This is a genomic window from Nonomuraea sp. B5E05, from assembly GCF_039880665.1.
In the GTDB taxonomy this organism is placed as follows: Bacteria; Actinomycetota; Actinomycetes; order Streptosporangiales; family Streptosporangiaceae; genus Nonomuraea.
Genome location: NZ_JBDPMJ010000001.1, coordinates 63,095 through 88,238 on the forward strand (window position 1 = coordinate 63,095; position 25,144 = coordinate 88,238).

The following is a 25,144-nucleotide window of genomic DNA, read 5'->3' on the forward strand; positions in this document are numbered from 1 at the left end:
GGGGGTGCCTCCACATCAGAGGGGCGAATAGAGCACGAAGACGTTGCCTGAGGGATCGCGCAGCACGGCCCGCCTCTCGTGCGGCCCGTCCTCCGGCGCCCGCACCACCTCGGCGCCGCGTCCCTCCATCTCCCGCACGACCCGCGCCACGTCGTCCACCTTGTACGACGGCGCGGCCGAGGCGGTGACGTGCTCGGCGGGCCCGGCCAGCGCCACGGTGACCCCGCCCCCGTCGAGCGCCGCGAACCTGTCGCCGTCGCGGAACTTCACCGGCAACCCGTAGAAGGCGATCGCCTCGTCCAGGTCGGCGACGGGAATCAGCACGTTGCCCAGCTTCACGCGGGCCTCCAATGGGGGAGATCGTCTATGAACGTCACGCGTACCGGCATGCCGACGCGTACCTCTTCTGGCGCGCACCCCACCACGTGCCCGAACGCCCTGGGGCCTTCCCGCAGATCCACCCAGGCCGCGACGTAGGGCTCGCGGCCCTGGTAGCCGGGGGCGAAGGAGCGGTGCACGATCGTGAACGTGTGCACCACGCCCTCGCCGGAGGCCGGCTCGGCGCGGAAGTCCCGGCCGCCGCACCCGGGGCACGCCGGTTCCGGGAGGTGGCTGCGGTGGTCGCAGCCGGTGCAGCGCTGGATGACCAGTTCGCCGTGGGCGGCCCGGTGGGCACAGGTGTCACCACTCATCGCTAGCCAAGCTAGCGCACGCTTGGTTGCCCCACAAGACCTCGCCGGCCGCGCCCGTGACGGTTGTCGCTGAAGCGTACGGGATCGCCACGGCGGCGCGCGGTGAGGTCCTCCGGTGACAGCGCGGAATCTTCCTAGGCGGGCGGCGGTGAGGTGGGCGATGCCGCGTCGTGGTCGGTGGCGGGAGGTGGCGTCGCGCCGGGCTCCATGGCGGAAGTGGCGGCGTCGCGGTCGGTGGCGGGCGGTGCGGCGTCGGGGTCCGTGGCCGGAGGTGCGAGGCGCGAAGCTCCGTCGGTGGTGGAGGTCGGCGACGCGATGCGGGCGGGCGGGGACGAGGTGGTGCGGGCCGGGGAGGGCGCGGGGGTGGTGCGGGCCGAGGCGGTCGGTTCCTGGGTGGGCGCCGGGGCGGTGGGCCCGGACGAGGTCGGCGTCGGGGCGGCGCAGCTCGGGCCGTCCACGAGCGCCTCGCTCACCTGCGGCCCGTTGCCCGCCGCCGGCTCCGTCATCACGAGGATCCCGACGTACGCCCGCCGCCCGCACGCCACGCCTCCGGGATCGTGCGTGACGGCGCTGGTGTAGGCGGTCTGACCGCGCAGGGTGCGGAGCTCCTGGCGGACCGTCCTGGCCGCGCCGGCGTCCCCGTCCCTCCGCGTGTACGAGATCCGCAACCGCACGGGCCCGGTGCCGTTCGCCGACACCCTGATCGCGCCGGCCGTGCCGCTCCACCGCACGATGCCGACGGCCTGGACGGTGGGGGCCGGGGCGGAGGGCCGCCGGACGGTGGGGAGGGACTGTGAGGCGCTGCGCGCGGGAGGCGTGGGCGCCGGCTCGGCGGCCGTGCGCCGGGGTGTGGCGGCCGTCCTGGTCGGGCCGGGTGTGCCGGCGTCGGCCTGGGTCGGTTCCGGCTCGCTCTGCGTCTCGGGGGGCGGCATGAGGATCGCCCCCGGTCCGGGGGGCAGCCGGCCGCCCGACATCATGAGCGTGATCGACACGGCGACCACGGTCGCGCCGGCCACCCACAGGTGCGGAGGCAGTCGGGGCACCCTCGGCATGCGGTCGCGGATGCGGGAGGCGGCCGTCGTGGCGTGGTCGGTCCTGGCCAGCGGGAAGCGGAGGGCGAGCAGCGTGGCCAGCTCGGCGAGATGGCGGCGCCCGCGCTTGTCCCAGTCGGGGCCGTACGCGGCGACGGCGTCCTCCTCCAGCTCCGCCGCGAACTGCCGGGCGGAGGCGTACCGGAGCGCGGGGTCCTTGGCGAGCCCCCGCCTGAGCAGGTCGCGCAGCGTGTCGGGGGCGACCTCCACGGGAACCGGCTCCACCAGGTGCTTGTCGCGCAGCGCGGGCACGTCCAGCCCGCCGTCCTCGCCCTCCTTGTGAGCTCGGTAGGGGGGCCTCCCTCTGGCCGCCTCGAACAGGACGCACGCGGCCGCGTACACGTCCGCGGGCGGGCCCGTCCTGCCCTGGGTCCACAGTTCGGGCGCCATGTACTCGGGACTGCCGGCGGGCACGCCCGGCTCCTCGGCGTGCACCACGACGCCGAAGTCCGCCAGTTTGGTGGTGCCGTCGGCCTGGACGAGGATGTTGTCCGGCTTGACGTCGCGGTGCGGCACGCCCCGCTCGTGGGCGGCGGCCAGGGCCAGCAGCGTGCTCTTCACCACGGCCAGGGCCGCCTCGGTGCTGATCCTGTGGTGCTCGGCCAGCAGGGTGCGCAGCGTGACGCCGTCCACCAGCTCCATGACGATGGCGGCCCTGCTCTGCGTCTCGACGTACTCGTAGAGCTTGACCACGTTCGGGTCGTCGATCTCGACGAGTTCGTGGGTGTCCGCTCGGTAGCGGTTCATGAACTCGGCGTCCCGGCGCAGCGTGGCGTTCAGGTATTTGATCGCGACGTAGGCGCCGGTCTGCTGGTAGGTGGCGAGGAACACGCGGCCGGTACGGCCGGCGCCGAGCTGGCGTACTTCACGGTAACCAGGGACCAAGTCCTACCCCCATTAGGCAGCCGTCTTCGATTGGACGGTCTCACCCGGGGTTCCGGTTGTCACGAGTCCAGAAATTTCGCCCAGCGTCAATCGGGGATGGACGCCTGAGGGCGGGTGTTATGCTGATCGACGTTACCAAGCAAGCGCTCGGCTAATGGATGGGTGGAGGTCGCCGGTGGAGCGGGTAGCCGTGCTGGTGATGGAGATGCAGCGGGGCGTCGTCGGCGATCTCACGAAATTTCCAGAGCTGGTGGACGCGTGCGTCCGGCACGACGTCGTGGCCAACGCCGCCCGCGTCCTTCACGCGGCCAGGGCCGCGGCGATCCCGGTCATCCACTGCACGGCCGCCTTCCGCCCCGACCGGGCCGGCTCCCACACGGGCAACTGCCCGTTCATCATCTCGCTGCTCAACGATCCCGGGCACATGCTGGACGGCACGCCCGCCACCGAGGTCATCCCCGAGCTGCGGGACGGCGGCGACCTGGAGAGCCGGCGCTACCACGGCTTCTCCCCGTTCACCGGCACCTCGCTCGACATGACGCTGCGCTCGATGGGCGTCACCGCCGTCGTCGCGGCCGGGGTCTCGCTCAACCTGGGCATCCCCGGGCTGGCCCTGGAGGCGGTCAACCTGGGCTACCGGGTGACGGTGGTGAAGGACGCGGTGGCGGGCATCCCCGACGACTACGCGCGGGCCGTGCTGAAGCACACGATCGGCCTGCTCGCCACCCGTACCGCCGCGGCGGACCTGGCCAGGGCGTGGAAGAGACGGGCGCCGGCATGATGGGCGGGCGTGATCGGCACGGCATGATGGGCGCGGCATGATGGGCGCGGCATGATGGACGGGCTGCGCCTGGACGGGCGCGCGGCGGTCGTGACCGGGGGAGCGGGCGCGATCGGCGCGGCCATCGCCGCCGACCTGACCGCGCTGGGCGCCCGCGTGATGATCGCCGACGTGGACCTGCCGAACGCCGGGGAGGTCGCCTCAGGCCTGCCCGGCGCGCGGGCGCTGGGCGTCGACCTGGCCGCGCCCCCGTCCGTCGAGGCGTTCGCCGGCGCCGTGGGGCCGGTGGACATCCTGGTGCACAACGCCGGGGTGTCGGTCGTGCGGCCGTTCACCGAGAGCGACCCGGCGAGCTGGGACCTCATGTGGCAGGTCAACCTGCGCGGGCCGATGCTGCTCACCAAGCTCCTGCTGCCCGGCATGCTGGCGCGGGGCTGGGGACGGCTGGTGTTCGTCTCCTCCGACGGCGCCAGGGCCGGCTCAGGAGGCGAAGGCGCGTACGCGGCCACGAAGGCCGGGCTGTTCGGGTTGGCCAAGACGCTCGCCCGCGAGGCCGCCGGAGCCCGGGTCACCTCCAACGTCGTCTGCCCGGGGCCCACCGACACGCCCATGTTGCGAAGGGTGTCGGAGGCCGAGCCGGGGCTCGTCGGCAAGATCGCGCGCGGCATCCCGCTGCGTCGCCTCGGCACGCCCGCCGACGTGGCGGGCCTGGTCGCCTACCTGTGCACGGATCGCGCCGCCTACATCACCGGGCAGATCCTGTCGGTGAGCGGCGGCGTGACCATGCACTGAGCTCCGATGCGGTCACAGGGCCCGGTAGACGGCCTCCACCAGGCGGATGCCGCGCAGGTTACCGGAGAGCGCGGCGGCCATCCGGTTCATGACGTAGCCGACGGCCAGGCCGCGCTCGGGGTCGCCCAAGCCGATGAACCCTCCCAGGCCCGTGTGGCCGAAGGCGGTCTCCGACGGCACGAAGAACGTCAGCGACGGCCGCATGAAGCCGAGCCCGAACGAGGTGTCCAGGAGCAGCACGCGGTCGGGGCCGCTCACGCGCGGGCGTACGGCCTCGCGCAGCGCGCCGGAGGGCAGGAGCTCGCCCGCGATCAGCGCCCGGTAGAACCCGGCCAGCCCCCGCGCGGTGGCGACGGCCCCGGCCGCCGGCCACCCGGCGCGCAGGATGACCGGATGGTTCGCGCCGCCCTTGAGCAGGTGCATGCCGGGGTTGCCGAGCGCCCGGTTCATCAGGCTCCGCGGGTCCTGGGCCGCCCTGGCCACCTCGGCCAGCACGTCCCGCGCCCGCCCGCCCTCGGGCGCGGCCTCGGTGGGGGCGGGAGGCCGGGCGCGTTCGCCGGCCTGGAGCCGGGCCGTACGCGCGATCACGGTGTCCGGCGCCCCCACCCAGAGCTCCAGCCCCAGCGGGCGGGCGATCTCGGCGGCGGCCAGCTCCCCGACGCTCTTGCCCGTCACCCGCCTGATCACCTCGCCCAGCAGGAAACCGTAGGTCAGCGCGTGGTAGCCGTGCGCCTTCCCCGGCTCCCAGAGGGGCGCCTGGGAGGCGAGCCGGGCCGCGATCGCCGCGTGGTCCTCGAACTCCTCCACCGGCACCGGCTCCTCGATCACCGGCAGCCCGCTCTGGTGGGTGAGCACCTGCTCGACGGTGATGGCCGCCTTGCCCTCGGCGGCGAACTCGGGCCACACGTCGGCGACCGGCGCGGTGAGGTCCACCTGGCCCCGCTCCGCCAGCTGCAGCAGCACGGTGGCGGTGACCGCCTTCGTGCAGGAGTAGACGAACGCGGGCGTGTCCTGCTGCCAGGGCCGCCCGGTGTGCCGGTCGGCGACCCCGCCCCACAGGTCGACGACCAGCTCGCCGTCCAGGTGGACGGCCAGGGCGCCGCCCAGTTCCTCGCCGTCGGAGAAGTGCCGTTCGAAGACCTCGCGTACGCCGGAGAACCGGGGATCGCAGTGCATCAGACCTCCGCGGAGAAAGGGGAGCTCAGTGGTAAACGAGCCTAACAACTGGGGACGATTCGGCCCAGATGATCAGCGTGGCACTCTCAACCTCCTCACCCCCGCCGTGGTGCTCGACGCGCTGCGCAGCGCCACCACGGGCGAGGTGCTGAGCCTGGCCATGCCGATCAGGGGCGCCACCTCCTCGCCCGCGCCCACGACCGTCCCGCATCTGCCCGGCCGCCCGCTGCCGCAGCACTTCATGTCCGTGGACGGCGGCGACTACGCGGCCGGGGCCCGGCCGATCGGCGAGGGACTGCGGGTGGCCGACGACGCGCTGCTCGTGACCCACCACGGCACCACCACCCACATGGACGCGCTGTGCCACATGTGGTCGGGCGACGAGCTCTACAACGGCCACCCCGCGGCCAGGGTGCGCTCCTACGGCGCGACCCGGTGCGGCATCGAGCGTGTGGGCGGGGTGGTCGCCAGGGGCGTGCTGTTCGACGTGCCCCGCCACCTCGGCCTGGACCACCTGCCGGCCGACCATCGGATCACGGCCGGCCTGCTGGCGGACATCGCCACCCCGCGGCCAGGGGACGTCGCGGTCATCCGTACGGGCTGGCCCCGGGTGTGGGAACGGTCGCGCGAGGACTACTGGTCGGGCCAGCCGGGACTGTCGGCCGCGGCGGGCCGGTGGCTGGCCGCGCACGACGTCGCGGCGGTCGCCGCGGACAACGCCGCGATCGGCGGGCTCGACGCGCGCGGGCGCGCCGAGGAGAGCCTCGCCGACGACCTGCACCTCGTTCTCCTGCACCGGCACGGCATCCATCTGATCGAGATGCTCTGGCTGGAGGAACTGGGCGCGACCGGGCGCACGGAGTTCGTGTTCGTGGCGGCGCCGCTCAGGATCGAGGGCGGCACCGGCAGCCCGCTCACCCCGCTGGCCATCCTGTGACCGCCCGGCCCGCGCCGGGCGTCAGCCCGTCGGCCAGGTCACGGGCAGGCGTGTAGCGCCGGACGCCAGGTGCCGGCCGCGACATACCGGGCCTATACCGCCAGAGCCTACTTTCAGTAGCGCTCGAACGGGCACGTCGGAGTTTCCTTTCGCGTGTCAAGTCGTGCCCCAACCCCTCCGTGATTGGAACGACATGCCGAAAAGTCGCTTAGCGAGCACGGCCATGCTCCTGACCGTCGTCGCCGGTGGCCTGGTCGCGACATCCGCTCCCGCCTCAGCAGCCCCGAACTACCAACTGCCCTTTCCGTGCGGCCAGAAGTGGCGGCTGAACACCTGGGACTCCACGCACGCCCCCGCCCTGGACATGGTTCGCGAGCCGCAGTCGGAGACCGAGGGCTCGTTGCTGGTCGCGCCGGCCTCCGGCACGGTGAACCAGTCGTACTATCACGACAACGCCGGCAACATGATCCAGATCAACCATGGTGGCGGTCACTTCACCACCTACATCCACCTGCAGTCGCGTGCCGTGAGCGTGGGCGACAGAGTCACGCAGGGGCAGGCCATCGGGCGGGTCGGGCACACCGGCCCCACCTCGAACGGAACCCCGCACCTGCACTACGAACAGGGCTATGACGCCAACGGCGACGGGCGCGCCTCCTGGGGTTCCGAGGGCGCTGAGCGCGTCACGGCCGTGCTCGGCGGCAAGGCGTACGGCCCCGCTCCCGGTGGTGAGTGGCGCAACGTCGAGAGCCGAAACGGCTGCGAGCAAAAAGTCGGCAACAGCGTGACGGGTGACTCGTACGCTGACGTGCTCGCGACCGACGCCGGCGGCAAGATGTGGCTGTACAGCAACAACATTCGTCGTGATGAGGGTCAGCCGTTCACGGGTGGTGAGCCGCGGGAGGTCGGTCACGGCTGGAGTAGTTCGACTCGCATCATTCCGGCCGACGTCACCGGAGACGGGTTCACTGACCTGCTGGCCGTGGACGCCGGCGGCAAGATGTGGCTGTACAGCAACAACATTCGTCGTGATGAGGGTCAGCCGTTCACGGGTGGTGAGCCGCGGGAGGTCGGTCACGGCTGGAGTAGTTCGACTCGCATCATTCCGGCCGACGTCACCGGAGACGGGTTCACTGACCTGCTGGCCGTGGACGCCGGCGGCAAGATGTTGCTCTACAGCAACAACATTCGCCGTGATGATGGTCAGCCGTTCACGGGTGGTCAACCGCGAGAAGTCGGCCACGGCTGGAACAACTACCCCCGCATCCTGGTCTGACCCCATCCCCGCCGGTGTCGGCCGCCCACCACCCATGCGGCCGACATCGGCGGGAGCGAGGCAGGCAACGACCACGTGTGGACCGTGCCCGACAACGTCTGTCGGACAGCCTGCCCGGTTCGAGAAGGAGCGTTATCCGGCACCGCCAGGAGCGTGACGTCGCCGAGGTGCCGGACCGCCCGCACCTCATCAAGCGTGTCACTTCAGCAGGATCTGGCGTGGAACCCCGGGCGGTTCACGGCCGAGAAGCTGACGGGGTGAAGATCCCATCTGGGATGGAAACCCCCTCGGGGCGGTGTCAACGGCCCGGATAGCCTCCGCCGCCGTGCGCGGCGTCCAGGGCGTCGTAGTCGGGGCCGGGGCCGGGGCCGCGCTTCGGGATCTCGTCCACGAAGACGACCTCCCGCGGCTTCTTGTACGACGCCAGCGACGTCTTGACGTGCCCGATGAGCTCCTCGCCCGTCGCCGTCGCGCCCGGGTGGAGCACGACGACGGCCCTGACCGCCTGGTGCAAGACGGGGTCGGGCACCCCGATGACGGCGGCGTCGGCCACCGACGGATGCGACCTGAGCGCCCGTTCCACCTCGGCGGGGTAGATGTTCTCGGCCCCTGACTTGATCATGCGCAGCTTGGGGCCGATGAAGGTGATGGTGCCGTCGAGTTCGCGGCGGCCGAGGTCGCCGGTGTGGTGCCAGCCGTACGTCGACTTAACTGCATTTAAGTCGGGTCGGGCGAAATATCCGGAAAAGAGGGTCTTGCCCCGCGCGCAAATCTCCCCCACCTCGCCCACCGGCACCTCGACGCCGTCCGGCGCCAGCAACCGTACCTGGACCAGCGGATTCGGCCGCCCCGCGAACCCCGCGCCGCCCTCGGCCAGCCCCAGGAACGTGAGCATCCCGCCCACCTCCGTCTGCCCGTACCCGCCCATCTTCGACCGGCACCAGGGCGAGCCGTCCACGGTGATCATGTCGTCCCACTCGGCCGAGTGGGCGACGAAGCGCAGGGACGACAGGTCGTACGCGCCGTCCGCGTTCGCCTTCGTGACGGCGTCGATCATCGGCCCGAACAGGAACGCCTGCGTCACCCGTTCGGCGTCGACCAGCCGGCACACCTCCTCGGCGTCGAACGCGGGGGTGAAGACGTTCGTGCCGCCGATCTGGAACGTGGCCAGGCAGAACATCATCGTGCCCACGTGGTAGAGGGGGCCGCTGTTGAGGAAGGTGAAGCCCGGCTCCATCTGCCGGACGACGAGCAACGAGGTCGCGTGGGCGATGAGCGCGGCGCTGGCGAGCAGGGCGGCGCACGGCCGGCCGCCGAACGCGGCGGTGTAGAGGGCCAGCACCGGCTCGGTGTCGGCCACCTGGGGGAACTCCCGAGGGCTCGCGTCCGCGATCAGCCGCTCGTACTCGTCGCCTGCCCGCACCCACGTCCCCGGGGCCGAGCCGCGCAGCGCGGCCGTCGTGTCCGAAGGCTCCCAGACGACGACCGACGGCGTCAGGTCGGCCAGTACGAACCGCAGCTCGTCCTCCGACTGCCGCCAGTTGGCCGGGCAGCACACCGCGCCCAGGCGCGAGCAGGCCAGCAGCAGCTCCAGCACCGCGTGGGAGTTCTGGCCCAGCCAAAGCACCCGGTCGCCGCCGCCCACCCCCAGCCCGGCCAGGGCGCCGGCCAGGCGGGTCACGCGGGCGTCGAGCTCCGGGTACGTCAGCCGCGTCGCGCCGTCCACCACCGCGGTGATCCCCGGGCGGCTGCGGGCGTGGTCGGCGAGGACGTCCGACAGGGACAGGCTGTGGATCACGAGGACCTCCGGAAGGCGGGCATCACTTCGGCGGCGAAGAAGCGCATGACCCGCTTCATCTCCGCCAGGGGCATCGGCCGGGTGCTGCCGAAGTCGCACAGCAGGTTCGTGAAGCCGGCGTCCCCGAGCAGCGTGATCTGCTCGATCACCCGTGCCGGATCCCCGATGACCTCCAGCTGCTCCCACCGGAAACCGGCCGACACGGAGCCGCCCTTGAGGTAGCGGTCCTGGTAGTACTCGAAGCCCTGCGCGGCGCGGCCGGTCTTCGGGTCGATGGGGGCGCTGCGCTCGTTGAAGATGCGCGACCGGTCGAACGACGCCTCGAAGCGTTCCTGGTCCGCGCGGGCCTGCTCCAGGGTCGGGGCCACGTACACGCTGCGCGCCACCACCAGCTCGGCTCCGTCCGGATGGCCGGCCCGCGCGGCCGTCTCCCGCCAGGTGCCCGCCGCCGCGCAGACCTTGCGGAACGTCGCCGCGGGGTCGGCCAGGATGGGCAGCCCGCGCTCGGCGTACATGGTGACGGTCTCGGGCGAGACGGCCGCGACGTGCAGCGGCGGGTGGGGCGTCTGCAGCGGCCTGGGCACGAGCGAGACCTCGGCGCCGGTCCGGTAGAACTTCCCCTCGTGCTGGTACGCCTCCCGCGTCCAGAGGCCGACGATCATCTCGAGCGCCTCGTTGAAGCGGTCGCGGGCCTCGGCCAGGTCGATCCCGAACCCCTCGAACTCGGCGCTCTGGTATCCGCGCCCGATGCCCAGGTCCAGCCGCCCTCCGGAGAGCACGTCCACCTGCGCGGCCTCCTCGGCCACGTGGATCGGGTCGTGCAGGGGCAGCACCACGATGCCGGTGCCCAGCCTGAGGCGGGTGGTGCGGGCGGCGGCGTGGGCGAGCATGGTGAACAGGTTCGGGACGACGCCGTAGTCGCGGAAGTGGTGCTCGGCCAGCCGCACCCCGTCGAACCCCAGCTCCTCGGCCAGCTCGATGAGCTCCAGGTGGTGGTCGTAGACGTCCTTGAAGCTCTGGCCGTCGAAGCGGTGGAAGAGGTGGAAGGTCGAGAACTTCATGCGGCGGCCCCTCAGCGATAAACCAAGCGCTCGCTTGGGAGCGTATACGCGAGAGGCCGCCCCAGTCCAGGCCGGGAGCCCAGGCGCCGGTCAGCGGCGTTGAGCACTCCTTCTCACGGCGGGGCGGCCGCGGGCAGCGCCCGTGACAACGTTTTCAGCACGGTCACGCCAGGGCGCTGACCAGGCCGATCGCCAGTGCCGTGCGGTCGGGGATGTGCTCCACCAGCACGTGCTCGTGCCGCGCGTGCGCCCCGTCGCCGATCGCCCCCATGCCGTCCAGCACCGGGCGCCCGAGCGTTGAGACGAAGTTGCCGTCGCTGGCGCCGCCGACCGCCGCCTCGTCCAGCAGCCATCCGAAGCCGGCCGCCACCTCCTGCGCCTCCTTGAACAGCTGCTGGGAGGCCGGGTTGGGCGTCATGGGCGGCCGGTTCCACTCGCCGGTCGACGAGATCGACACCCTCGGGTCCGATGACCTCAGCCGGGCGAACACCTCGTCGATCCGGTCCATCTCCGCGGGATCGCTCACGCGGACGTCCACGCCGCAGGTCGCCCGCCCGGCCGCGACGTTGCGGCCGGTGCCGCCGCCGATCAGGCCGACGTTGACCGTGGTGCCGCGCTCGGGTGAACTTGCCGCGACCAGCGAGGTGACGACCTCGGCCAGCGCGTGGATCGCGCTCGCCCCCGCGTACGGGTCGAGCCCCGCGTGCGCCTCGACCCCGGTGGCACTCACGTTGAACAGCCCCACGCCCTTGCGCGCGGTCTTGAGCGCGCCGTCCATGGACGCCTCGAAGACCAGGGTGGCCAGCGCGTCGATGCCGGCCGCCTCGATGTGCTCGCGCGAGGCCGGGCTGCCGATCTCCTCGTCCCCGTTGAACAGGTAGCGCACGCTCGGGTGCGGCAGGCCCAGCTCCCGCAGCCCGCGCAGGGCCCAGATCGACTGCACGAGCCCCGTCTTCATGTCGAACACGCCGGGTCCCGTGGCCTTGTCGTCCACCACCGCGAACGGCCAGGACCGCAGCGTCCCCGTCGGCCAGACGGTGTCGTAGTGGCAGAGCATGAGCACCGTGCCGGGGGCGGTGCCCTGGTAGGTGAGCTCCAGGACGTCGCCGTGCTGCCCGCCCTCGTGCAGGATCTCGTCGTCGGGCGTCCCGAGCAGCCCGACGGCTCTGGCCCTGATCTCGCGCAGACCCTTGACCAGCATGGCCTTGTCGTAGCTGTGGGTCTCCAGCTCGACCACGGCCTTCAGGTCGTCGAGCATGGCCGGTAGGGCCTGCCGGGTCCAGTCGATGATCAAAACAAAAGTCCTTCCGAGGGCTGCATTACGGTCAACCATTACACGGGGTCACGACTCATCATGACAAGTCGAGATTGCCGGTGGTTCACCGCGTACGCCGCATCCTCCGGCTCATACGGATGGCTCGGGGACCGCCGCAGGCTCGCGCAACGGCAGCCGTACCTCGAACCAGGTGTCGCCCGGCTTCGAGCGCACCTTGATCTCCCCGCCGTGCCGCCCGGCCACGATCCGGTAGGAGATGTCGAGACCCAGCCCGGTGCCCTCGCCCACGGTCTTCGTGGTGAAGAACGGCTCGAAGATGCGGTCCCTGATCGCCTCGGGCACGCCTGGCCCGGTGTCGCCGATCTCGACGATCGCCTCGTCCTCGTCGTACGCGGTCCGGATGGTCAGCGTGCCCGACTCGCCCATGGCGTCGAGCGCGTTGTGCATCAGGTTGGTCCACACCTGGTTGAGCTCGCCCGCGTAGCAGGGGATCAGCGGCAGCGTGCGGTCGTAGTCAGTGACCACCGTGACGCCCGGCGCGATCTTGCCGCGGAAGATCGCGACCGTGCTGTCGAGCAGGTCGTGCACGTCGACCATCTGGAACGGCGCCCGGTCCATCTGGGAGTACTGCTTGGCCGAGCGGATCAGCGAGGTGATGCGCTCGGTCGCCTCGGTCACCTCGCTCAGCATCTGCGAGATCTCGATCGCGTCGGCCAGCCAGCGCAGCGCGGCCGGGGTGTGCTCCTCGCCCACCTTGTCGCGGATCTTCCTCAGGTCGTCGCTGGAGAACCCGGCGTTGACCAGCGACGGCGCCAGGTCCCATGCGTCCTCGACGCCCGCCTCGTCCAGCTCCTCGCCGAGCGCTTCCTCGGCGTCGGAGATCTCCATCGGCGAGCGCTGCTGCCTGCCCAGGGCTTCGGTGCAGCTTTCCTGGACCTCGACCAGCGTGCGGAGCTTGTCGGGCGCGATGCCGTCCTGGGCGAGCTGGGCGAGCTGCAACCGCGAGGTCCGCAGCAGCGTGCGCAGCTCGCTGACCGCGCGTACGGCGGCCGCGGCCGGGTTGTTCAGCTCGTGGGTGAGCCCGGCCGTGATCGTTCCGAGCGCGGTGAGCCGCTGCCGCCGGTCGATGATCTCCCGCTGCATCCTGCCGCCCGACAGCAGGCCGTCGAGCAGGTGCATCGCCATGGGGAACCATTCGGCCACGATGTAGGCGAACTTCTTGGCCGGCAGCATGAAGATCCGCGACGGGGCCGTGGCCCGCAGCGTGTGCTGGTAGGTCTGCGGTGCCCGCTCGCCGAGGTAGGCCGAGGTGGCGCCGCCGTAGACGCCGGGCTGCGAGGTGCGGGGCATGGCGACGGTGCCGGCGCTGACCGTCTCGCTGATCATCTGCACCTCGCCCTCGATCAGCACCGCGAAGCACTCCGCCGGCTCGCCCTGCCGCACGATGTCCTCGTCCTGCGCGTACGTCTGTACCGCGCCGCTGCCGGCGAGCTTGGCGAGCTGCTCGTCGGTCAGCCGCTCGAACAGGAAGAGTTTGCGCAGCTCGTCGATGTCGATGCTCGTCTGCGAGCTCATTGTTTCTCCAGGTAGCGGTGCACGAGCGCGACGGCCATCGCGCCCTCCCCGACGGCGGAGGCCACTCTCTTGATCGATTCGGCGCGTACGTCGCCCGCGGCCAGCACCCCTGGCACGTTCGTCTCCAGGTAGTAGGGCTCGCGCCGCAGCGGCCAGTTGCGCGGCCGCCGTCCGCCCTGCACCAGGTCGGGCCCGGTGAGCACGAACCCCCGCGCGTCCCGCTCGATCGTCTCCCCGAGCCAGGACGTGTACGGCTCCGCGCCGATGAACACGAACAACCACTGGGCGTCGACGTCGCGCTCCTCGCCCTTCGACGACAGCGTCAGCCGCTCCAGGTGGTCGCTGCCGCCACCGCCGACGACCTCCGTCTGGAGGTGCACCTCGACGTTGGGCAGCGCGGCGATCTGCTCGATGAGGTAGTGAGACATGGACTTCTCCAAACCATCACTCCTCACCAACAAGTGGACCTTGCTCGCGAATCCCGACAGGTAGACGGCCGCCTGCCCGGCCGAGTTGGCCGCGCCCACGATGTAGACCTCGGTGTCCTTGCACGACGGGGCCTCGGTCAGGGCCGCGCCGTAGAACACGCCCCGGGTCACGAACTCGTCCAGCCCGGGCGCCTCCAGCCGGCGGTAGGTGACGCCGGTCGCCAGGATCACCGCGTGGGCCGCGATCTCCCCGCCATCCCTGAACCCGATCACCCGCGCCTGCCCGCGCGGCTCCAGCATGGTCACCTTCCGCGCGGTCAGCAGTTCCGCCCCGAACTTGAGCGCCTGCCTGCGCGCCCGGTCGGCCAGCTGCTGGCCGGAGACGCCGTCGGGGAAACCCAGGTAGTTCTCGATGCGGGAGCTCTGGCCCGCCTGGCCGCCCGACGAGTACGCCTCGACCAGCACCGTGTTGAGCCCCTCCGACGCGCCGTAGACGGCCGCGCCGAGCCCTGCAGGCCCGCCGCCCACCACGATGAGGTCGTAGAAGTCGGTGGCCGGAGTGGTGGACAGCCCCACCGCCGTGGCCAGCTCGGACTGGTCGGGCGACTCCAGCGTGGTGCCGTCGGCGGTCACCACCAACGGCAGGTGGCAGCCCTCGCCGGCCGCGCTCACCAGCTGCGCGCCCTCCGGGTCCTCGGCCAGCATCCACTGGTACGGCACGTGGTTGCGGGCCAGGAAGTCGCGCACCTTGTAGGACGGCGCCGACCACCGGTCGCCCACCACGCGCAGCTCCGACCGCTCGATCCTGTCGGTGCGCAGCCAGGCGTCGAGCTGCCCGTCGATCACCGGGTAGAACTTCTCCTCCGGCGGATCCCACGGCTTGAGCAGGTAGTGGTCGAGGTCGACCACGTTGATCGCCTGGATCGCGGCGTCGGTGTCGGCGTAGGCCGTCAGCAACACCCGGCGCGCATATGGGTACAGGTCCATCGCGGCCTCGAGGAACTGCACGCCGTTCATCTGCGGCATGCGGTAGTCGGCCAGGATGGCCGCCACCTCGACGCCGCGCAGCCGCATCTCCTTGACCGCCTCGATGCCGTCCTTGGCCGCTTCGGCGCGGACGACCCGGTAGTCCTGACCATAGCGGCGTCTCAGGTCACGGGCGACCGCCCGCGAGACGCCCGGGTCGTCGTCCACCGTCACGATGACCGGCTTCTCCATGCCGCTACGCCCCTGCCTTGTCGCACTCCGTCCCTTAAGGGAAGGATGTCATGTGCTGAGCGCTGCCCCAGCACCCGCTCCGCGAGTCCGCGTCAGGGCCTTCGAGCAGGCCTTCCACAACCACGGCGGTCAGGCGATGACGTGGCTCTCCCCGCCGTCGACCAGCAGCGAGACCCCGTTCACGAACGACGCCCGCTCGCCGGCCAGGAACGCCACCACGTCGCCGACCTCCTCGGCGCGCCCGATGCGGCCGACGGGCACGGATTCGCCCCGCCGCCGCAGCGCCTCGTCGCCGCCCGCCAGCTCCCGCAGCCGGTCGGTCTCGATCGGGCCCGGCATCACGTTGTTGACCAGCACGCCGTCGCGGCCGGCCTCGCGGGCGAGCGTGCGCACGATGCCGGCCACGGCCGAGCGGGTGGCGTTGGACAGCGCCAGGCCGTCGATCGCCTCGCGGGCCGACCTGCTGGTGACCGTGATGATCCGGCCCCAGCCGCGGGCGCGCATCTCCGGCAGGACGGCGTGGATGAGGCGTACGGTGCCGAGCAGGTTGCGCTGGATCGCGACGTCCCACTCCTCCAGCCCCACCTCGTCGAACCGGCCGGCCGGCGGGCCGCCCGCGTTGGCCACGAGGATGTCGATCGGGCCGAGCACGTCGCGGGTCTCCTCGACCACCCGCCTGGCGGTCGCCGGGTCCTCCACGTCGGCCAGCACGGCGTGCACGACCTTGCCGTATTCCTGCAGCTCCACCACCGCGTCCGCGAGCCGTTGCGGGCTGCGGGCGCTGACGCAGACGTCGCAGCCTTCGCGTGCGAGGCTCTTGGCCGCGGCGAGCCCGATGCCCGCGCTGCCTCCGGTGACGAGGGCGACCTTGCCCGAGATGCCGAGATCCATCAGAGCCTCCTGAGGGGACCGTCGCCTTCAGGCGATCGGGGAATCGGGAGCGGGAGGGCCGCCAGGGCCCGAGGAAGCGGAGGAGTCACAAGCGTGACTATAGGTCGTGCGGGCGCCCGGACCGGCAAGGCCGGGCGTCACATCCTGTGCACGCGTACGAGCTTGTCCGGGTTGAGGACGGTATAGATGTCCTTGATGCGGCCGTCGTGGACGTTCACCATGACGATCTGGTCGCCTTCCTCCGACCGCGTCCAGAACGCCGGACTGCCGTTGACGTCGAGCAGCCGCACGTCCGTGAACGCGTAGCGCTTCACCAGCGCGGACAGGAAGGCCACCACCTTGCGCCGGCCGGCGACCGGCCGCAGTGCCGACCTGACCTTGCCGCCGCCGTCGTTCCACGAGACCACGTCCTCGTGGAACAGCTCGGTGAGCGCGTCCATGTCGCCGCCCTTCGCCGCCTCCATGAACTTCACCAGCAACCTGGTGTGGTCCGCCGCCGACGGCTGGAACCTGTCGCGCCCCTGGGCGAGCCGCGTGGACGCCCGGTGGTGCAGCTGTCTGGCGTTGGCCACGGAGGATTCGACGATCTCGGCGATCTCGGCGTACGGCAGCTCGAACGCCTCCCGCAGCACGAACACCGCCCGCTCCGGCGGCGAGAGCCGCTCCATCATGTGCAGGGTGGCGAAAGAGACGGTGTCGCGCAGCTCGGCGGTGTCCAGCGGGCCGGCCTCCGACGTCAGCACCGGCTCGGGCAGCCACGGCCCGGTGTAGGCCTCCCGCTTGACCCGCGCGGAGCGGAGCTGGTCGAGGGCCAGCCGCGAGACTACGGTCACCAGGAACGCCCGCGGCTCCCTGATCGCGTCGTGGTCGGTGCTCTGCCAGCGCAGCCACGCCTCCTGCACGACGTCCTCGGCGTCCCACATGCTGCCGAGCAGGCGGTAGGCCAGCCCGAGCAACATGGGCCGGTGCTCCTCGAAGTCCACGGTGGCATCATGCCCCGTCACCTCGGCGGGGGGTGCGCCGGGGGTCCGCCCGCGGGGACGTGACGGTTCACGGGTGGTAATGCCGCGGCAACCATGATGAGCTGGACGGGTGGCGAGAAATCTGATCCTCTCAGGAGGCCTGTTCCACGACTTCGCCGCCACGTCGGAAGCGCTCGCCGGAGTGCTCTCCGAGGTCGGGGTCGAGTCGGAGATCACCGAGGACATCGCGGGCGCGCTGAGCGAGCCGTCGGAGGTCCAGCTCATCACCGTCAACGCGCTGCGCTGGCAGATGGGTCACGACCGTTTCGCCGACCAGCGGGCCGCCTGGGCCTTCTCGTTACCGGCCGAGGCCCGCACCACCCTTCTCGACCACCTCGACCGGGGCGGCGGGCTGCTGTGCATGCACACCGCGTCGATCTGCTTCGACGACTGGCAGGGCTGGCCGCGGGTCCTGGGCGGCTGCTGGAGCTGGCCCAAGTCCCACCATCCGCCGCTGGGGTGGACGGGGGTGCGGGTGCACGGCGGGCATCCGGTGGTCGAGGGCCTGCGCGACTTCGACGTGGTCGACGAGGTCTACAGCGACCTCGACGTGCTGCCCGACGTCAGGCCGCTGGCCTCGTCGAACGGCCAGCCGCTCGTCTGGGCGCGGCCGGTCCGGCGTGGCCGGGTCCTCTACGACGCGCTGGGCCACGACACCAGGTCCTACGACAACGAGATCCACCGCACGCTTCTCCAGCGGGCGGCGTTGTGGCTGCTCAAACGGCCGGTCACGATCCGCGAGTGACGTGTCCGGAAGCTACAAGACCGGGGGGCGGCGATCCGGGCACGATGACGGTATGAACGTGAAGCTCTCCGCGATCCCCGGCTTCCTGGCCGGGCACGCGCGTGTCCTTGACCGCCGCCGCTACGACCTGATGATGGGCGAGGGCGACGCCGCCTCCGTGCTGGCCGCCCTCGACGCCTACCGCAATCCCGACGGCGGTTACGGCTGGGGCCTGGAGCCCGACCTGCGCACCCCCGAGAGCCAGCCGGGAGCGGCGCTGCACGCCTTCGCGGTGTTCGGGGACGTCGCCCCGCACGTCGCGCCCCGCACCTCCCCGCACGCCGCGGCGTTGTGCGACTGGCTGGAGTCGGTGACGCTGCCCGACGGCGGGCTGCCGTTCTCGTTGCCGCTCGCGGTCTCCGAGGCCAGCGCGCCCTGGTGGCGGAGCGGCGACCCGGCCGTCTCGTCCCTGCAGATCACCTCCGTGACCGCGGCCGCGGCCCACCAGGTCGCCGCGTACGACCCGGCCGTCGCCGCGCATCCGTGGCTGGAGCGGGCCACCCGCTACTGCCTCGACGCGATCCAGCGGCTGGAGGGCATGCCGCACGCGTACGTGCTGCTGTTCTCCGTGCACTTCCTCGACGCCGTCCACGACAGCCGGCCGGAGGCGGCCGGGCTGCTCAAGCGGCTGGGCGGCCACATCCCCGCGGACGGGCGGGTGCCGGTCGAGGGCGGCACCGAGAACGAGGCGCTGCGGCCGCTCGACTTCGCGCCCCTCCCCGGCAGGCCGGTCCGCGGCCTGTTCGAGCCCGAGGTGATCGCCGCCGATCTCGTACGGCTGGCGAGGGAGCAGCAGGACGACGGCGGGTGGGTCGTCGACTTCGCGCGCATCTCGCCCGCCGGGGCGCTCGACTGGCGCGGGGACGTCACGGTCGGCGCCGTGCGCACCCTGCGGGCCAACGGCATGGTCTAGCGAGCACGGGGCTCGTCAGAATCCGGAGGGGCGTCCCGGAGCGGGATCGTGGTTCTCGTCACCCTTGAGCGGGGGGTTGAACACGCAGATGAGCCGCATCCCGCCGGTCGAGGTCAGGCGGTGTTCCTCGCCAGGGTCCGGTGCGTAGAGCGTGCCCGGGGTGATGGTGAACAGCCCGCCGGCCGTCTCGACCCGGCCCTCGCCCTCGACGCAGTAGCAGGCTTCGAGATGCCGGTCGTAGCGGAGGAGGGTGGTCGTGCCCGGACGCACGCGGGTGTCGGTGAGCGTGTAGCCGCGTCCGTCCGCCGCGACGAGGAGGCGGCGGCTCGTGCCGTTGGTCCAGTCGACGTCCTGCGCGGATCCCAGCACGTCGCCGAGTGTCCGGATGAGCATCGTGACTCCCTTGCGGTCAGGGCCACACCACACCGTTGCGCACGGTGTCGATGCGGTGGTCGCTCACGTGTCCTTCCAGCAGGCGTGTCCCGAGACCGTACGCCTGGGCCAGCGGATCGGCGGGGTCGCGCGCCACCTCTCCGCGCGAGTTGGCGACGCCGCGCACGACGCCGACCAGGTCGTGGTGGAGATAGCGGGCGAGTTCCTGCAGCTGCGCGGTGACGCCGACCATCGAGCCCGGGTAGGTCTCCTCGGAGCTCACCACGACGGCCATCCGCTTGCCGACCAGTCGCCGCGTGACTTCCGCGCTGCCGGGATAGTCGGCCTTGATGTAGCAGAAGAGGCGGTCGATGAAGATCTTCAGCTGTCCGGCGATGCCGTACCAGTAGAGCGGGGTGGCGAGGACGAGCGCGTCGGCCGCGAGGAGCTGCCGCAGCAGGGGTTCGTAGCCGTCTCCGATCGAGCATGCTCCGTCCGCCTGCCGGCACGTGCGGCAGTCGCGCAGCGGCGCCGCGACCGCGTCGGTCAGATCGGCGAGCTCGACCTCGTGCCCGCGGCTCGCCGCACCCTCGAGAACGGTCTCCGCCAGCAGGCGGGAGTTGCCGTCCTTGCGGGGGCTAGCGCTCAGGGCGAGGGCCTTCATGAGCCGTGCACCCCTTCCTTTTCTCGGTGTCGGTGCTCGGCTCCCATCGTGCCGCCCTCGAACCATGAAGACAATCAAATGATTACGGCCGGTAATGGTAAGTTGATGTGCATGGTTGATCCGGCTCGCCTGAAGCTGCTCGTGGCCCTGCACGAGCAGGGCACGCTCCACGCCGCGGCCTCCACACTGCACATCTCCCCGTCGGCCGCCTCACAACAACTGGCGACGCTGACCCGCGAGGCGGGGGTGCCGCTCGCCGAGGCCGACGGCCGCAAGCTGCGCCTCACCGACGCCGGCCGCGTGCTCGTCGACCACGCCTATGCCATGCTCGCGCTTCTCGAGCGGGCGACGGGAGAGATCCAGTCCACCGTGAACGGCGAGCTGGGGCGGATCACGGTGGGTTCCTTCCCTTCGACGATCTCGTCCCTGCTCATTCCGGCGGCGCTCATGATCCGCGACAGCCGTCCCCGGCTGCGGATCGACATCCGCGAGGTCACGGTGCCCGGCTGCCTCGATCAGCTCGCCGGCGGAGACCTCGACGTGGTCGTCGCGGTGGAGGCCGAAGGGGCGCCCTCCGGCGGCGACGCGAGATACACCAGGGTGGAGCTGGGCACCGACGACTTCGACCTCGCTCTGCCGATCGCGCACCCGTCGGCGCGCGAGCCGGTCGTCGCCCTGTCGCTGCTCCACGGTGAGGAGTGGGTCAGCACCCTCGAAGGCGACGCCTGCGACCGCCTGCTGCACCTCGCCTGCGCCTCCGCCGGCTTCCGTCCCGAGGTGCGGCATCGTGCCGGCGACTGGACGGCGATCCTGGCCCTGGTCGAAGCGGGGATGGGCATCGCCTTCATCCCCCGCGCCGCACGGCTGCCCATCCCCGCGGGGGTCGTCACCGTGGCCCCGACCGGGCACGACATCCGGCGGCACATCTACGCGGCGGTCCGGCGGGGGGCGGAGGCCCGGCCGGCGATCGCCGCCTATCTCGCGGCGCTCAAGGCCGTCGCGTCGCCGGCGCGGGGCTATGAGCCGAGGCGGGCGGCCGACTCCGACTCCTGAGCCATCCTGCGCAGGGCGTCGAACACCCTGCCGTAGAGGACCGTGCCGAGCACCAGGGCCTCCACGGCGGCGTCGCGCGGGCCGTCGAACGGGATCTTGTCCATCTCCACCTCCGACACGAGCTTCCTGGCGGTCTCGACGTAGGGTGCCAGGTCCACGGCCACGCCGAGCTGGCGCATTCTGACCAGGGTCTGGGCCAGCTCGTCGCGGGCGGGTGCGTGGGGCTTGACGTCCCAGCCGAGCTGTTCGACGAGGTGGTCGACCTCGACGCGGGCCTGCTGCCAGTCCTCGCCGGGCTCCGGCTGGGCGCCGGGGCTCAGGGCGTAGTGGGCGGTGCCCAGCATCTCGTGAAAGGGCAGCGACTCGTCGTCGACGGCGGCGACGACCTTCTTGATGGAGGACACGGAGAGCCTGCCCACGTCGAGCAGGGCGCGGATCAGGCGGAGCCGGCGCAGGTGCGACTCGTCATATTCGGCCCGCGTCGGGGCTGTCTGCCGACCCTGGTGGAGCATGCCCTCACGCAGGTAGTACTTGATCGTGGGGATGGCCACGCCGGACCTGGCGCTCAGTTCGGAGATGCGCATCGGTAGATAATAGCGCTATCCAGATCGGGCCAGATGGCGGGCCGCGCTGACCAGCTCCTGTACGTCGGCCTGCCGGTTCCAGAGGAAGACGACTTCCAGGGGTGGGACGTCCTCCTTGATGGGGATGAATGCCAGCGTGTCGGGAATTTTCGTGCCTTCGTGGACGCAGAGGGCGTAGCCCGCGCCCGACTCCACCATGTCGATGACCAGGTCGTGCGTGGCCGCCGACGGGCCGAGGCGGGGATGCAGGTGGTGGCGTACGAACCCTTCGAGGAAACGGCGGGCGCCCGCCACCGCGTCGGACTCCGGCATGACCAGCGGCTCCGACGCCAGGTCCGCCAGCGACACCGCTCCTGCGGCGGCCAGGGGATGGGCGCACGGCATCAGCGCGTGCACCGGGAAACGGTGGACGAGCATCCGGGCCACGCCCCTCGGCATGGAGCCGGGCGCGTAGCCGAGCCCCGCCTGCAGCGCGCCGTCGGCGATGGAGACGATCTGCTCGGCCGTCCCCATGGGGGCGACGCGCAGGTTGCCGTTGTGGAGCTGGGACAGCAGGCGGGCCACCACGTCGGTCAGCCCGTCGGCCACGCCCAGCCGCGCGACGTGGCCCTTGCTCCTGGCGGCGGTCACGGCCCGCTCGAAGGCGTCGACCGCGACGGTGGCCTGGGCCAGGAACGCCTCGCCCGCCTCGGTGAGCCGCACCCCGCTCGGCGAGCGGCTGAACAGCTCGACGCCGATCTCCTTCTCCAGGGCCCTGAGCTGCTCGGACAGTGTGGGCTGGGAGATGTGCAGTGCGGTGGCGGCCCGGCGCAGGGAGCCCGCGCGCGCGATCGCCAGGGCGTAGCGGACGTAGCGTAGATCCATCGCTCACCTCGGGCGTGATGATGATGGGCTATCGGTTGATCGAACCTCGGTATTACAAGCGGCGATAGCTTCCGTGAAGATACACAGTTATCCGCCGCCGCCGATCTTCCGGTGATGCGTGATGATCCGCTGGTCAGGCGGCTGATCCCGCGGGTCGTGCCGGTCCCCGGGCAGGGGCTTCGGACGGGGGGCACGGTCATTACGGGTGTCCGTAAACTGGGGATGCGGCCGGTTGAGCAAGCGCTTGTCTGAAGCGGGGTGGCCGGTTAGCGTGATCGGCAAGGCGCTGACGGCACGGCTCCGCCGGCCGATGGCGGGCCCTGCCGGGGACGCCGGAGGAGGGAGCATGCAGCCGTTCGCGGGGCGGGCGGCCGTGGCCGGGATCGGCATGACGGCCCTGACCAGGGGGTCCGGGCGCACCGAGGAGGAGCTCGCGGCCGAGGCGTGCCGGGCGGCCTGCGCGGACGCGGGGATCGGGCCGCGCGAGGTGGACGCGGTGCTCAGCTACCACATGAACGACTCCGCGCCGGTCGTACGGGTCGCCAGGGCACTCGGGATCGAGCGGCTCGGCTGGCACAACGACATCGCCGGCGGGGGCACGCAGGCGGCGTCGATCCTGGGTGACGCGGCGATGCTGATCCACGCCGGCCTCGCCCGCAACATCCTGATCTATCGGGCGCTCAACGGGCGTTCCGGCACGCGCATGAACACCGCTCCCACCGGCATCTCCACTGGCACCCCCACGTACGGACTGGCGGGCCCGATCCCGCTGTTCGCCCTGGCCGCCACCCGCTACCTGCACGACACCGGCCTCACCGCCGAGCACCTGCACGCCGTCGTCGCCCAGTCCAGGCAGAACGCCGCGGCCAACCCCCGCGCCCTGCGCCGCGACCCGCTCACCCTCGACTCCTACCTGGCCAGACCGTTCGTCTGCACCCCGCTGCGCACGGTCGACTGCTGCCAGGAGACCGACGGGGCGTGCGCGCTGCTGGTCAGCGCCGTGCTCGACGGGCCGCGCGTGCACGCCGTGGTGCGCGGGGGAGGGCCGGGCTGCTCGTCGATGGACCGCGCGCCCGACGCCGGCACGATCTTCTCCGCGTACGTGGGCCCCATGGTGTGGGACGCCTCCGGGATGCGGCCGGCGGACGTGGACGTGGCGCTGCTGTACGACGCCTACTCGTGGCTCGTGCCCAGGCAACTGGAGGACTTCGGCTTCGCGGCGCGCGATGAGCTCGGGACGTACCTGATGGAGCGGCGGCACGGCTGGGTGAACCCGCACGGCGGCCTGCTCTCGGAGGGGTACGTGCACGGATTGAACAACGTCGCCCAGGCCGTCAGGGAACTACGGGCCGGGCGTTCCGTGGCGCTCGTGACGGGGTTCGGCGGGAGCTACGGGAGCGCCGCACTGCTCGTGAGGTGAAAAATCAGCTGAAATGCTGATGGCTCCTTCGACATGTACGGGGTGTTCTGATCCCCGAGCCCCAAGGAGGCCGACCATGGGAAACGCCCGTGGATGACGACCGGAGAAGCCGGTTCGAGGCCGTCTACAAGCAAACGTACGAACGCATACTCGGCTACGCCGTGCGCCGCTGCGACTCTCCCGAGGACGCGGCGGACGTGGTCGCCGAGATCTACGCCATCGCATGGCGCCGGATCGACGCCCTGCCGCCCGGCGAGCAGGCCCCGCTCTGGCTGTACGGAGTGGCCAGGAACGTGCTGGTCAACCACCGCCGCGGTCAGGCCAGGCACCGGCACAGGAACGCGGCGCTCGACACCGAGCTCGCCGACCTCTATGGCCACTCGCCCGAGAGCGGCGTCGAGGTCGCCGCGATCGCACGGGCCTTCCGCGAGCTGCCCGACGACGACCGCGAGCTGATCTCGCTCGTCGCCTGGGAGGGCCTGGACCACGGAGAGATCGCCAAGGTCCTCGGCTGCTCGCGCAACGCCGTGCGCATCCGGCTCTACCGGGCGCGCAAGCGGCTGTCCAAGGCGCTGGCCGGTGCCGGCGTCTCCGTGGGCGGCGTCGTCATGGAGTCGTTGTGACCTCCGCCCGTACGGACTTCAGAGAAAGGAAGCTTCGATGAACGATCTGCAGCAGCTCGCCAGGGTCCGCGACGAGGACCTGGCAGGACAGGCATCCGGCGCGGGGGCCCGGGCGCTCCTCACCTCGATCACCGGCGAAGCTCTCGCCACCGTCACGAGCGACGCGGCGGACGCTCACGCCACCAGGGGCGGCCTGTTCCGAAGGCGTACCCGCCGCCTGGCCGCGGGCGCCGTGGCCGTCGCGGGCCTGGCCGCCGCCGCCGTGATCGGCCCGGCCGTCCTCGGCGAGAACGGTCCCGCCACCTCCTACGCCGGCTCCGCCATCGACATCGAGTTGCGCGGCGACCAGTACGTCGCCACCATCAAGGACCCGCTCGCCGACTACGCCGAGTACACCAAGGGGTTCAAGGCGGTGGGCCTGAACGTGCGGCTGCAGCCCGTGCCCTCGTCGCCGTCCCAGGTGGGCAAGGTCACCGGCGTGCGCAGCCACGGCAGCCCCAACGTCGGCCACCCCGACCAGTTCCCCATCGGTTCGGGGAGCGCGCCCGAGGGCTGCACGCTCGGCCGGGACGGCTGCGCGATGACCGTCATCGTGGGGAGCGACTTCACCGGCGACGCCGTCGTCAAGCTCGGCCGGCAGGCGCAGCCGGGGGAGAAGTACCAGAACCGGGGAACGGCGACGGCCGAGGGCGAGATGCTCGAAGGCTACGACCCCGCGGAGAAGACCGTCGGGGAGGTGCGCGCCGAAGCCGGCGACCGCGGCCTGAAGACGGTCTTCCAGGTCATCACCCCCGGCCCCGGCAACGTCGGTTACCGGATGGCCCCGGAACGCCGGCAGGCCGAGGTCGGCGACGACTGGATCGTCTGGAGGGCGGAGTCGGAGCAGGCCGGCGTGCTGCGCCTGCTCGTCACCCGGGAACGCCTGCCCCGCAACCCCACCAAGCCCGCCTGACCCGACCCGCGAACCG

25 protein-coding genes are annotated in these 25,144 nt (G+C 71.7%); 10 read left to right on the forward strand and 15 right to left on the reverse strand.

Going from position 1 to position 25,144, the window contains the following annotated elements:
* Nucleotides 1–15: 15 nt before the first annotated feature.
* The 3 genes from ABGB01_RS00290 to ABGB01_RS00300 all read right to left on the reverse strand — a co-directional run bounded on the left by ABGB01_RS00290 (nt 16) and on the right by ABGB01_RS00300 (nt 2,668).
* Nucleotides 16–339 carry a VOC family protein gene (locus ABGB01_RS00290; RefSeq protein WP_347641458.1) on the reverse strand — a complete coding sequence of 108 codons (324 nt, stop codon included), beginning with the start codon at nt 337–339 and terminating at the stop codon, nt 16–18.
* Nucleotides 336–692 (reverse strand): OB-fold domain-containing protein, encoded by a 357-nt coding sequence (locus ABGB01_RS00295; RefSeq protein WP_347769006.1) that lies wholly within the window; start codon nt 690–692, stop codon nt 336–338. Before ABGB01_RS00295 ends, ABGB01_RS00290 begins: the two co-directional genes overlap by 4 nt.
* Before the next feature lie 134 nt (nt 693–826).
* Nucleotides 827–2,668 carry a protein kinase gene (locus tag ABGB01_RS00300; RefSeq protein WP_347769008.1) on the reverse strand — a complete coding sequence of 614 codons (1,842 nt, stop codon included), beginning with the start codon at nt 2,666–2,668 and terminating at the stop codon, nt 827–829.
* A gap of 175 nt (nt 2,669–2,843) precedes the next feature.
* Here ABGB01_RS00300 and ABGB01_RS00305 point away from each other — a divergent pair, with 175 nt between their 5' ends.
* Together ABGB01_RS00305 and ABGB01_RS00310 are read left to right on the forward strand one after the other, a co-directional pair.
* The gene (locus tag ABGB01_RS00305) at nt 2,844–3,449 is read left to right on the forward strand and encodes an isochorismatase family cysteine hydrolase (protein ID WP_347769010.1); all 606 of its coding nucleotides are present in this window, start codon (nt 2,844–2,846) and stop codon (nt 3,447–3,449) included.
* 54 nt (nt 3,450–3,503) lie between these two features.
* Nucleotides 3,504–4,241 carry an SDR family oxidoreductase gene (locus ABGB01_RS00310; RefSeq protein WP_347770144.1) on the forward strand — a complete coding sequence of 246 codons (738 nt, stop codon included), beginning with the start codon at nt 3,504–3,506 and terminating at the stop codon, nt 4,239–4,241.
* Nucleotides 4,242–4,253: 12 nt separating this feature from the next.
* Here ABGB01_RS00310 and ABGB01_RS00315 read toward each other — a convergent pair whose 3' ends face one another.
* On the reverse strand, nt 4,254–5,417 hold the full coding sequence (locus ABGB01_RS00315) for a serine hydrolase domain-containing protein (protein ID WP_347769012.1): 1,164 nt from the start codon (nt 5,415–5,417) through the stop codon (nt 4,254–4,256).
* A gap of 28 nt (nt 5,418–5,445) precedes the next feature.
* Between ABGB01_RS00315 and ABGB01_RS00320 the strand changes: the two genes are divergently transcribed.
* Both ABGB01_RS00320 and ABGB01_RS00325 read left to right on the forward strand, forming a co-directional pair.
* A complete protein-coding gene (locus ABGB01_RS00320) occupies nt 5,446–6,354 on the forward strand; it encodes a cyclase family protein (protein WP_347769014.1) in 909 nt (302 codons plus the stop codon).
* A gap of 223 nt (nt 6,355–6,577) precedes the next feature.
* Nucleotides 6,578–7,630, forward strand: a complete 1,053-nt coding sequence (locus ABGB01_RS00325; RefSeq protein WP_347769016.1) for a peptidoglycan DD-metalloendopeptidase family protein — start codon at nt 6,578–6,580, stop codon at nt 7,628–7,630.
* A 298-nt stretch (nt 7,631–7,928) separates the two neighbouring features.
* Here the strand turns inward: ABGB01_RS00325 and ABGB01_RS00330 are convergent, their stop codons facing one another.
* From ABGB01_RS00330 to ABGB01_RS00360, 7 genes are all read right to left on the reverse strand, one after another.
* The gene (locus tag ABGB01_RS00330) at nt 7,929–9,428 is read right to left on the reverse strand and encodes an AMP-binding protein (protein WP_347769018.1); all 1,500 of its coding nucleotides are present in this window, start codon (nt 9,426–9,428) and stop codon (nt 7,929–7,931) included.
* Nucleotides 9,425–10,489, reverse strand: a complete 1,065-nt coding sequence (locus tag ABGB01_RS00335) for an LLM class flavin-dependent oxidoreductase (protein ID WP_347769020.1) — start codon at nt 10,487–10,489, stop codon at nt 9,425–9,427. Before ABGB01_RS00335 ends, ABGB01_RS00330 begins: the two co-directional genes overlap by 4 nt.
* Nucleotides 10,490–10,652: 163 nt before the next feature.
* A complete protein-coding gene (locus ABGB01_RS00340; RefSeq protein WP_347769022.1) occupies nt 10,653–11,783 on the reverse strand; it encodes a M20 family metallopeptidase in 1,131 nt (376 codons plus the stop codon).
* A 111-nt stretch (nt 11,784–11,894) separates the two neighbouring features.
* On the reverse strand, nt 11,895–13,340 hold the full coding sequence (locus tag ABGB01_RS00345; protein WP_347769024.1) for an ATP-binding protein: 1,446 nt from the start codon (nt 13,338–13,340) through the stop codon (nt 11,895–11,897).
* Nucleotides 13,337–14,986 carry an FAD-dependent oxidoreductase gene (locus ABGB01_RS00350; protein ID WP_347769026.1) on the reverse strand — a complete coding sequence of 550 codons (1,650 nt, stop codon included), beginning with the start codon at nt 14,984–14,986 and terminating at the stop codon, nt 13,337–13,339. Before ABGB01_RS00350 ends, ABGB01_RS00345 begins: the two co-directional genes overlap by 4 nt.
* Nucleotides 14,987–15,115: 129 nt before the next feature.
* Nucleotides 15,116–15,877, reverse strand: a complete 762-nt coding sequence (locus ABGB01_RS00355) for an SDR family oxidoreductase (RefSeq protein WP_347769028.1) — start codon at nt 15,875–15,877, stop codon at nt 15,116–15,118.
* A gap of 137 nt (nt 15,878–16,014) precedes the next feature.
* A complete protein-coding gene (locus tag ABGB01_RS00360) occupies nt 16,015–16,860 on the reverse strand; it encodes an RNA polymerase sigma-70 factor (RefSeq protein ID WP_347769030.1) in 846 nt (281 codons plus the stop codon).
* Between the two features lie 109 nt (nt 16,861–16,969).
* On the opposite strand from ABGB01_RS00360, the gene ABGB01_RS00365 reads away from it, so the two are divergent.
* On the forward strand, nt 16,970–17,644 hold the full coding sequence (locus ABGB01_RS00365; RefSeq protein ID WP_132592679.1) for a ThuA domain-containing protein: 675 nt from the start codon (nt 16,970–16,972) through the stop codon (nt 17,642–17,644).
* A 52-nt stretch (nt 17,645–17,696) separates the two neighbouring features.
* The gene (locus ABGB01_RS00370) at nt 17,697–18,596 is read left to right on the forward strand and encodes a hypothetical protein (RefSeq protein WP_347769033.1); all 900 of its coding nucleotides are present in this window, start codon (nt 17,697–17,699) and stop codon (nt 18,594–18,596) included.
* A 15-nt stretch (nt 18,597–18,611) separates the two neighbouring features.
* Here the strand turns inward: ABGB01_RS00370 and ABGB01_RS00375 are convergent, their stop codons facing one another.
* A complete protein-coding gene (locus ABGB01_RS00375; RefSeq protein ID WP_347769035.1) occupies nt 18,612–18,989 on the reverse strand; it encodes an ectoine synthase in 378 nt (125 codons plus the stop codon).
* Between the two features lie 16 nt (nt 18,990–19,005).
* The gene (locus ABGB01_RS00380) at nt 19,006–19,632 is read right to left on the reverse strand and encodes a flavodoxin family protein (RefSeq protein WP_347769037.1); all 627 of its coding nucleotides are present in this window, start codon (nt 19,630–19,632) and stop codon (nt 19,006–19,008) included.
* Between the two features lie 111 nt (nt 19,633–19,743).
* Here ABGB01_RS00380 and ABGB01_RS00385 point away from each other — a divergent pair, with 111 nt between their 5' ends.
* Nucleotides 19,744–20,685: a LysR family transcriptional regulator gene (locus ABGB01_RS00385; protein ID WP_347769039.1), complete on the forward strand. Its 942-nt coding sequence runs from the start codon at nt 19,744–19,746 to the stop codon at nt 20,683–20,685.
* Here the strand turns inward: ABGB01_RS00385 and ABGB01_RS00390 are convergent.
* Together ABGB01_RS00390 and ABGB01_RS00395 are read right to left on the reverse strand one after the other, a co-directional pair.
* Complete coding sequence (locus ABGB01_RS00390; RefSeq protein ID WP_347769041.1) at nt 20,649–21,269, reverse strand: MerR family transcriptional regulator; 621 nt, start codon at nt 21,267–21,269, stop codon at nt 20,649–20,651. The genes ABGB01_RS00385 and ABGB01_RS00390 overlap by 37 nt on opposite strands.
* A gap of 15 nt (nt 21,270–21,284) precedes the next feature.
* Nucleotides 21,285–22,133, reverse strand: coding sequence for a LysR family transcriptional regulator (locus ABGB01_RS00395; protein ID WP_347769043.1), 849 nt, complete (start codon nt 22,131–22,133; stop codon nt 21,285–21,287).
* Nucleotides 22,134–22,479: 346 nt separating this feature from the next.
* On the opposite strand from ABGB01_RS00395, the gene ABGB01_RS00400 reads away from it, so the two are divergent.
* The 3 genes from ABGB01_RS00400 (at nt 22,480) to ABGB01_RS00410 (ending at nt 25,128) form a co-directional block, all read left to right on the forward strand.
* Nucleotides 22,480–23,553, forward strand: coding sequence for an acetyl-CoA acetyltransferase (locus ABGB01_RS00400; RefSeq protein ID WP_347769045.1), 1,074 nt, complete (start codon nt 22,480–22,482; stop codon nt 23,551–23,553).
* Nucleotides 23,554–23,642: 89 nt separating this feature from the next.
* Nucleotides 23,643–24,176: an RNA polymerase sigma factor gene (locus ABGB01_RS00405; protein WP_347769047.1), complete on the forward strand. Its 534-nt coding sequence runs from the start codon at nt 23,643–23,645 to the stop codon at nt 24,174–24,176.
* A gap of 37 nt (nt 24,177–24,213) precedes the next feature.
* On the forward strand, nt 24,214–25,128 hold the full coding sequence (locus ABGB01_RS00410; protein WP_347769049.1) for a hypothetical protein: 915 nt from the start codon (nt 24,214–24,216) through the stop codon (nt 25,126–25,128).
* Nucleotides 25,129–25,144 lie beyond the last annotated feature (16 nt).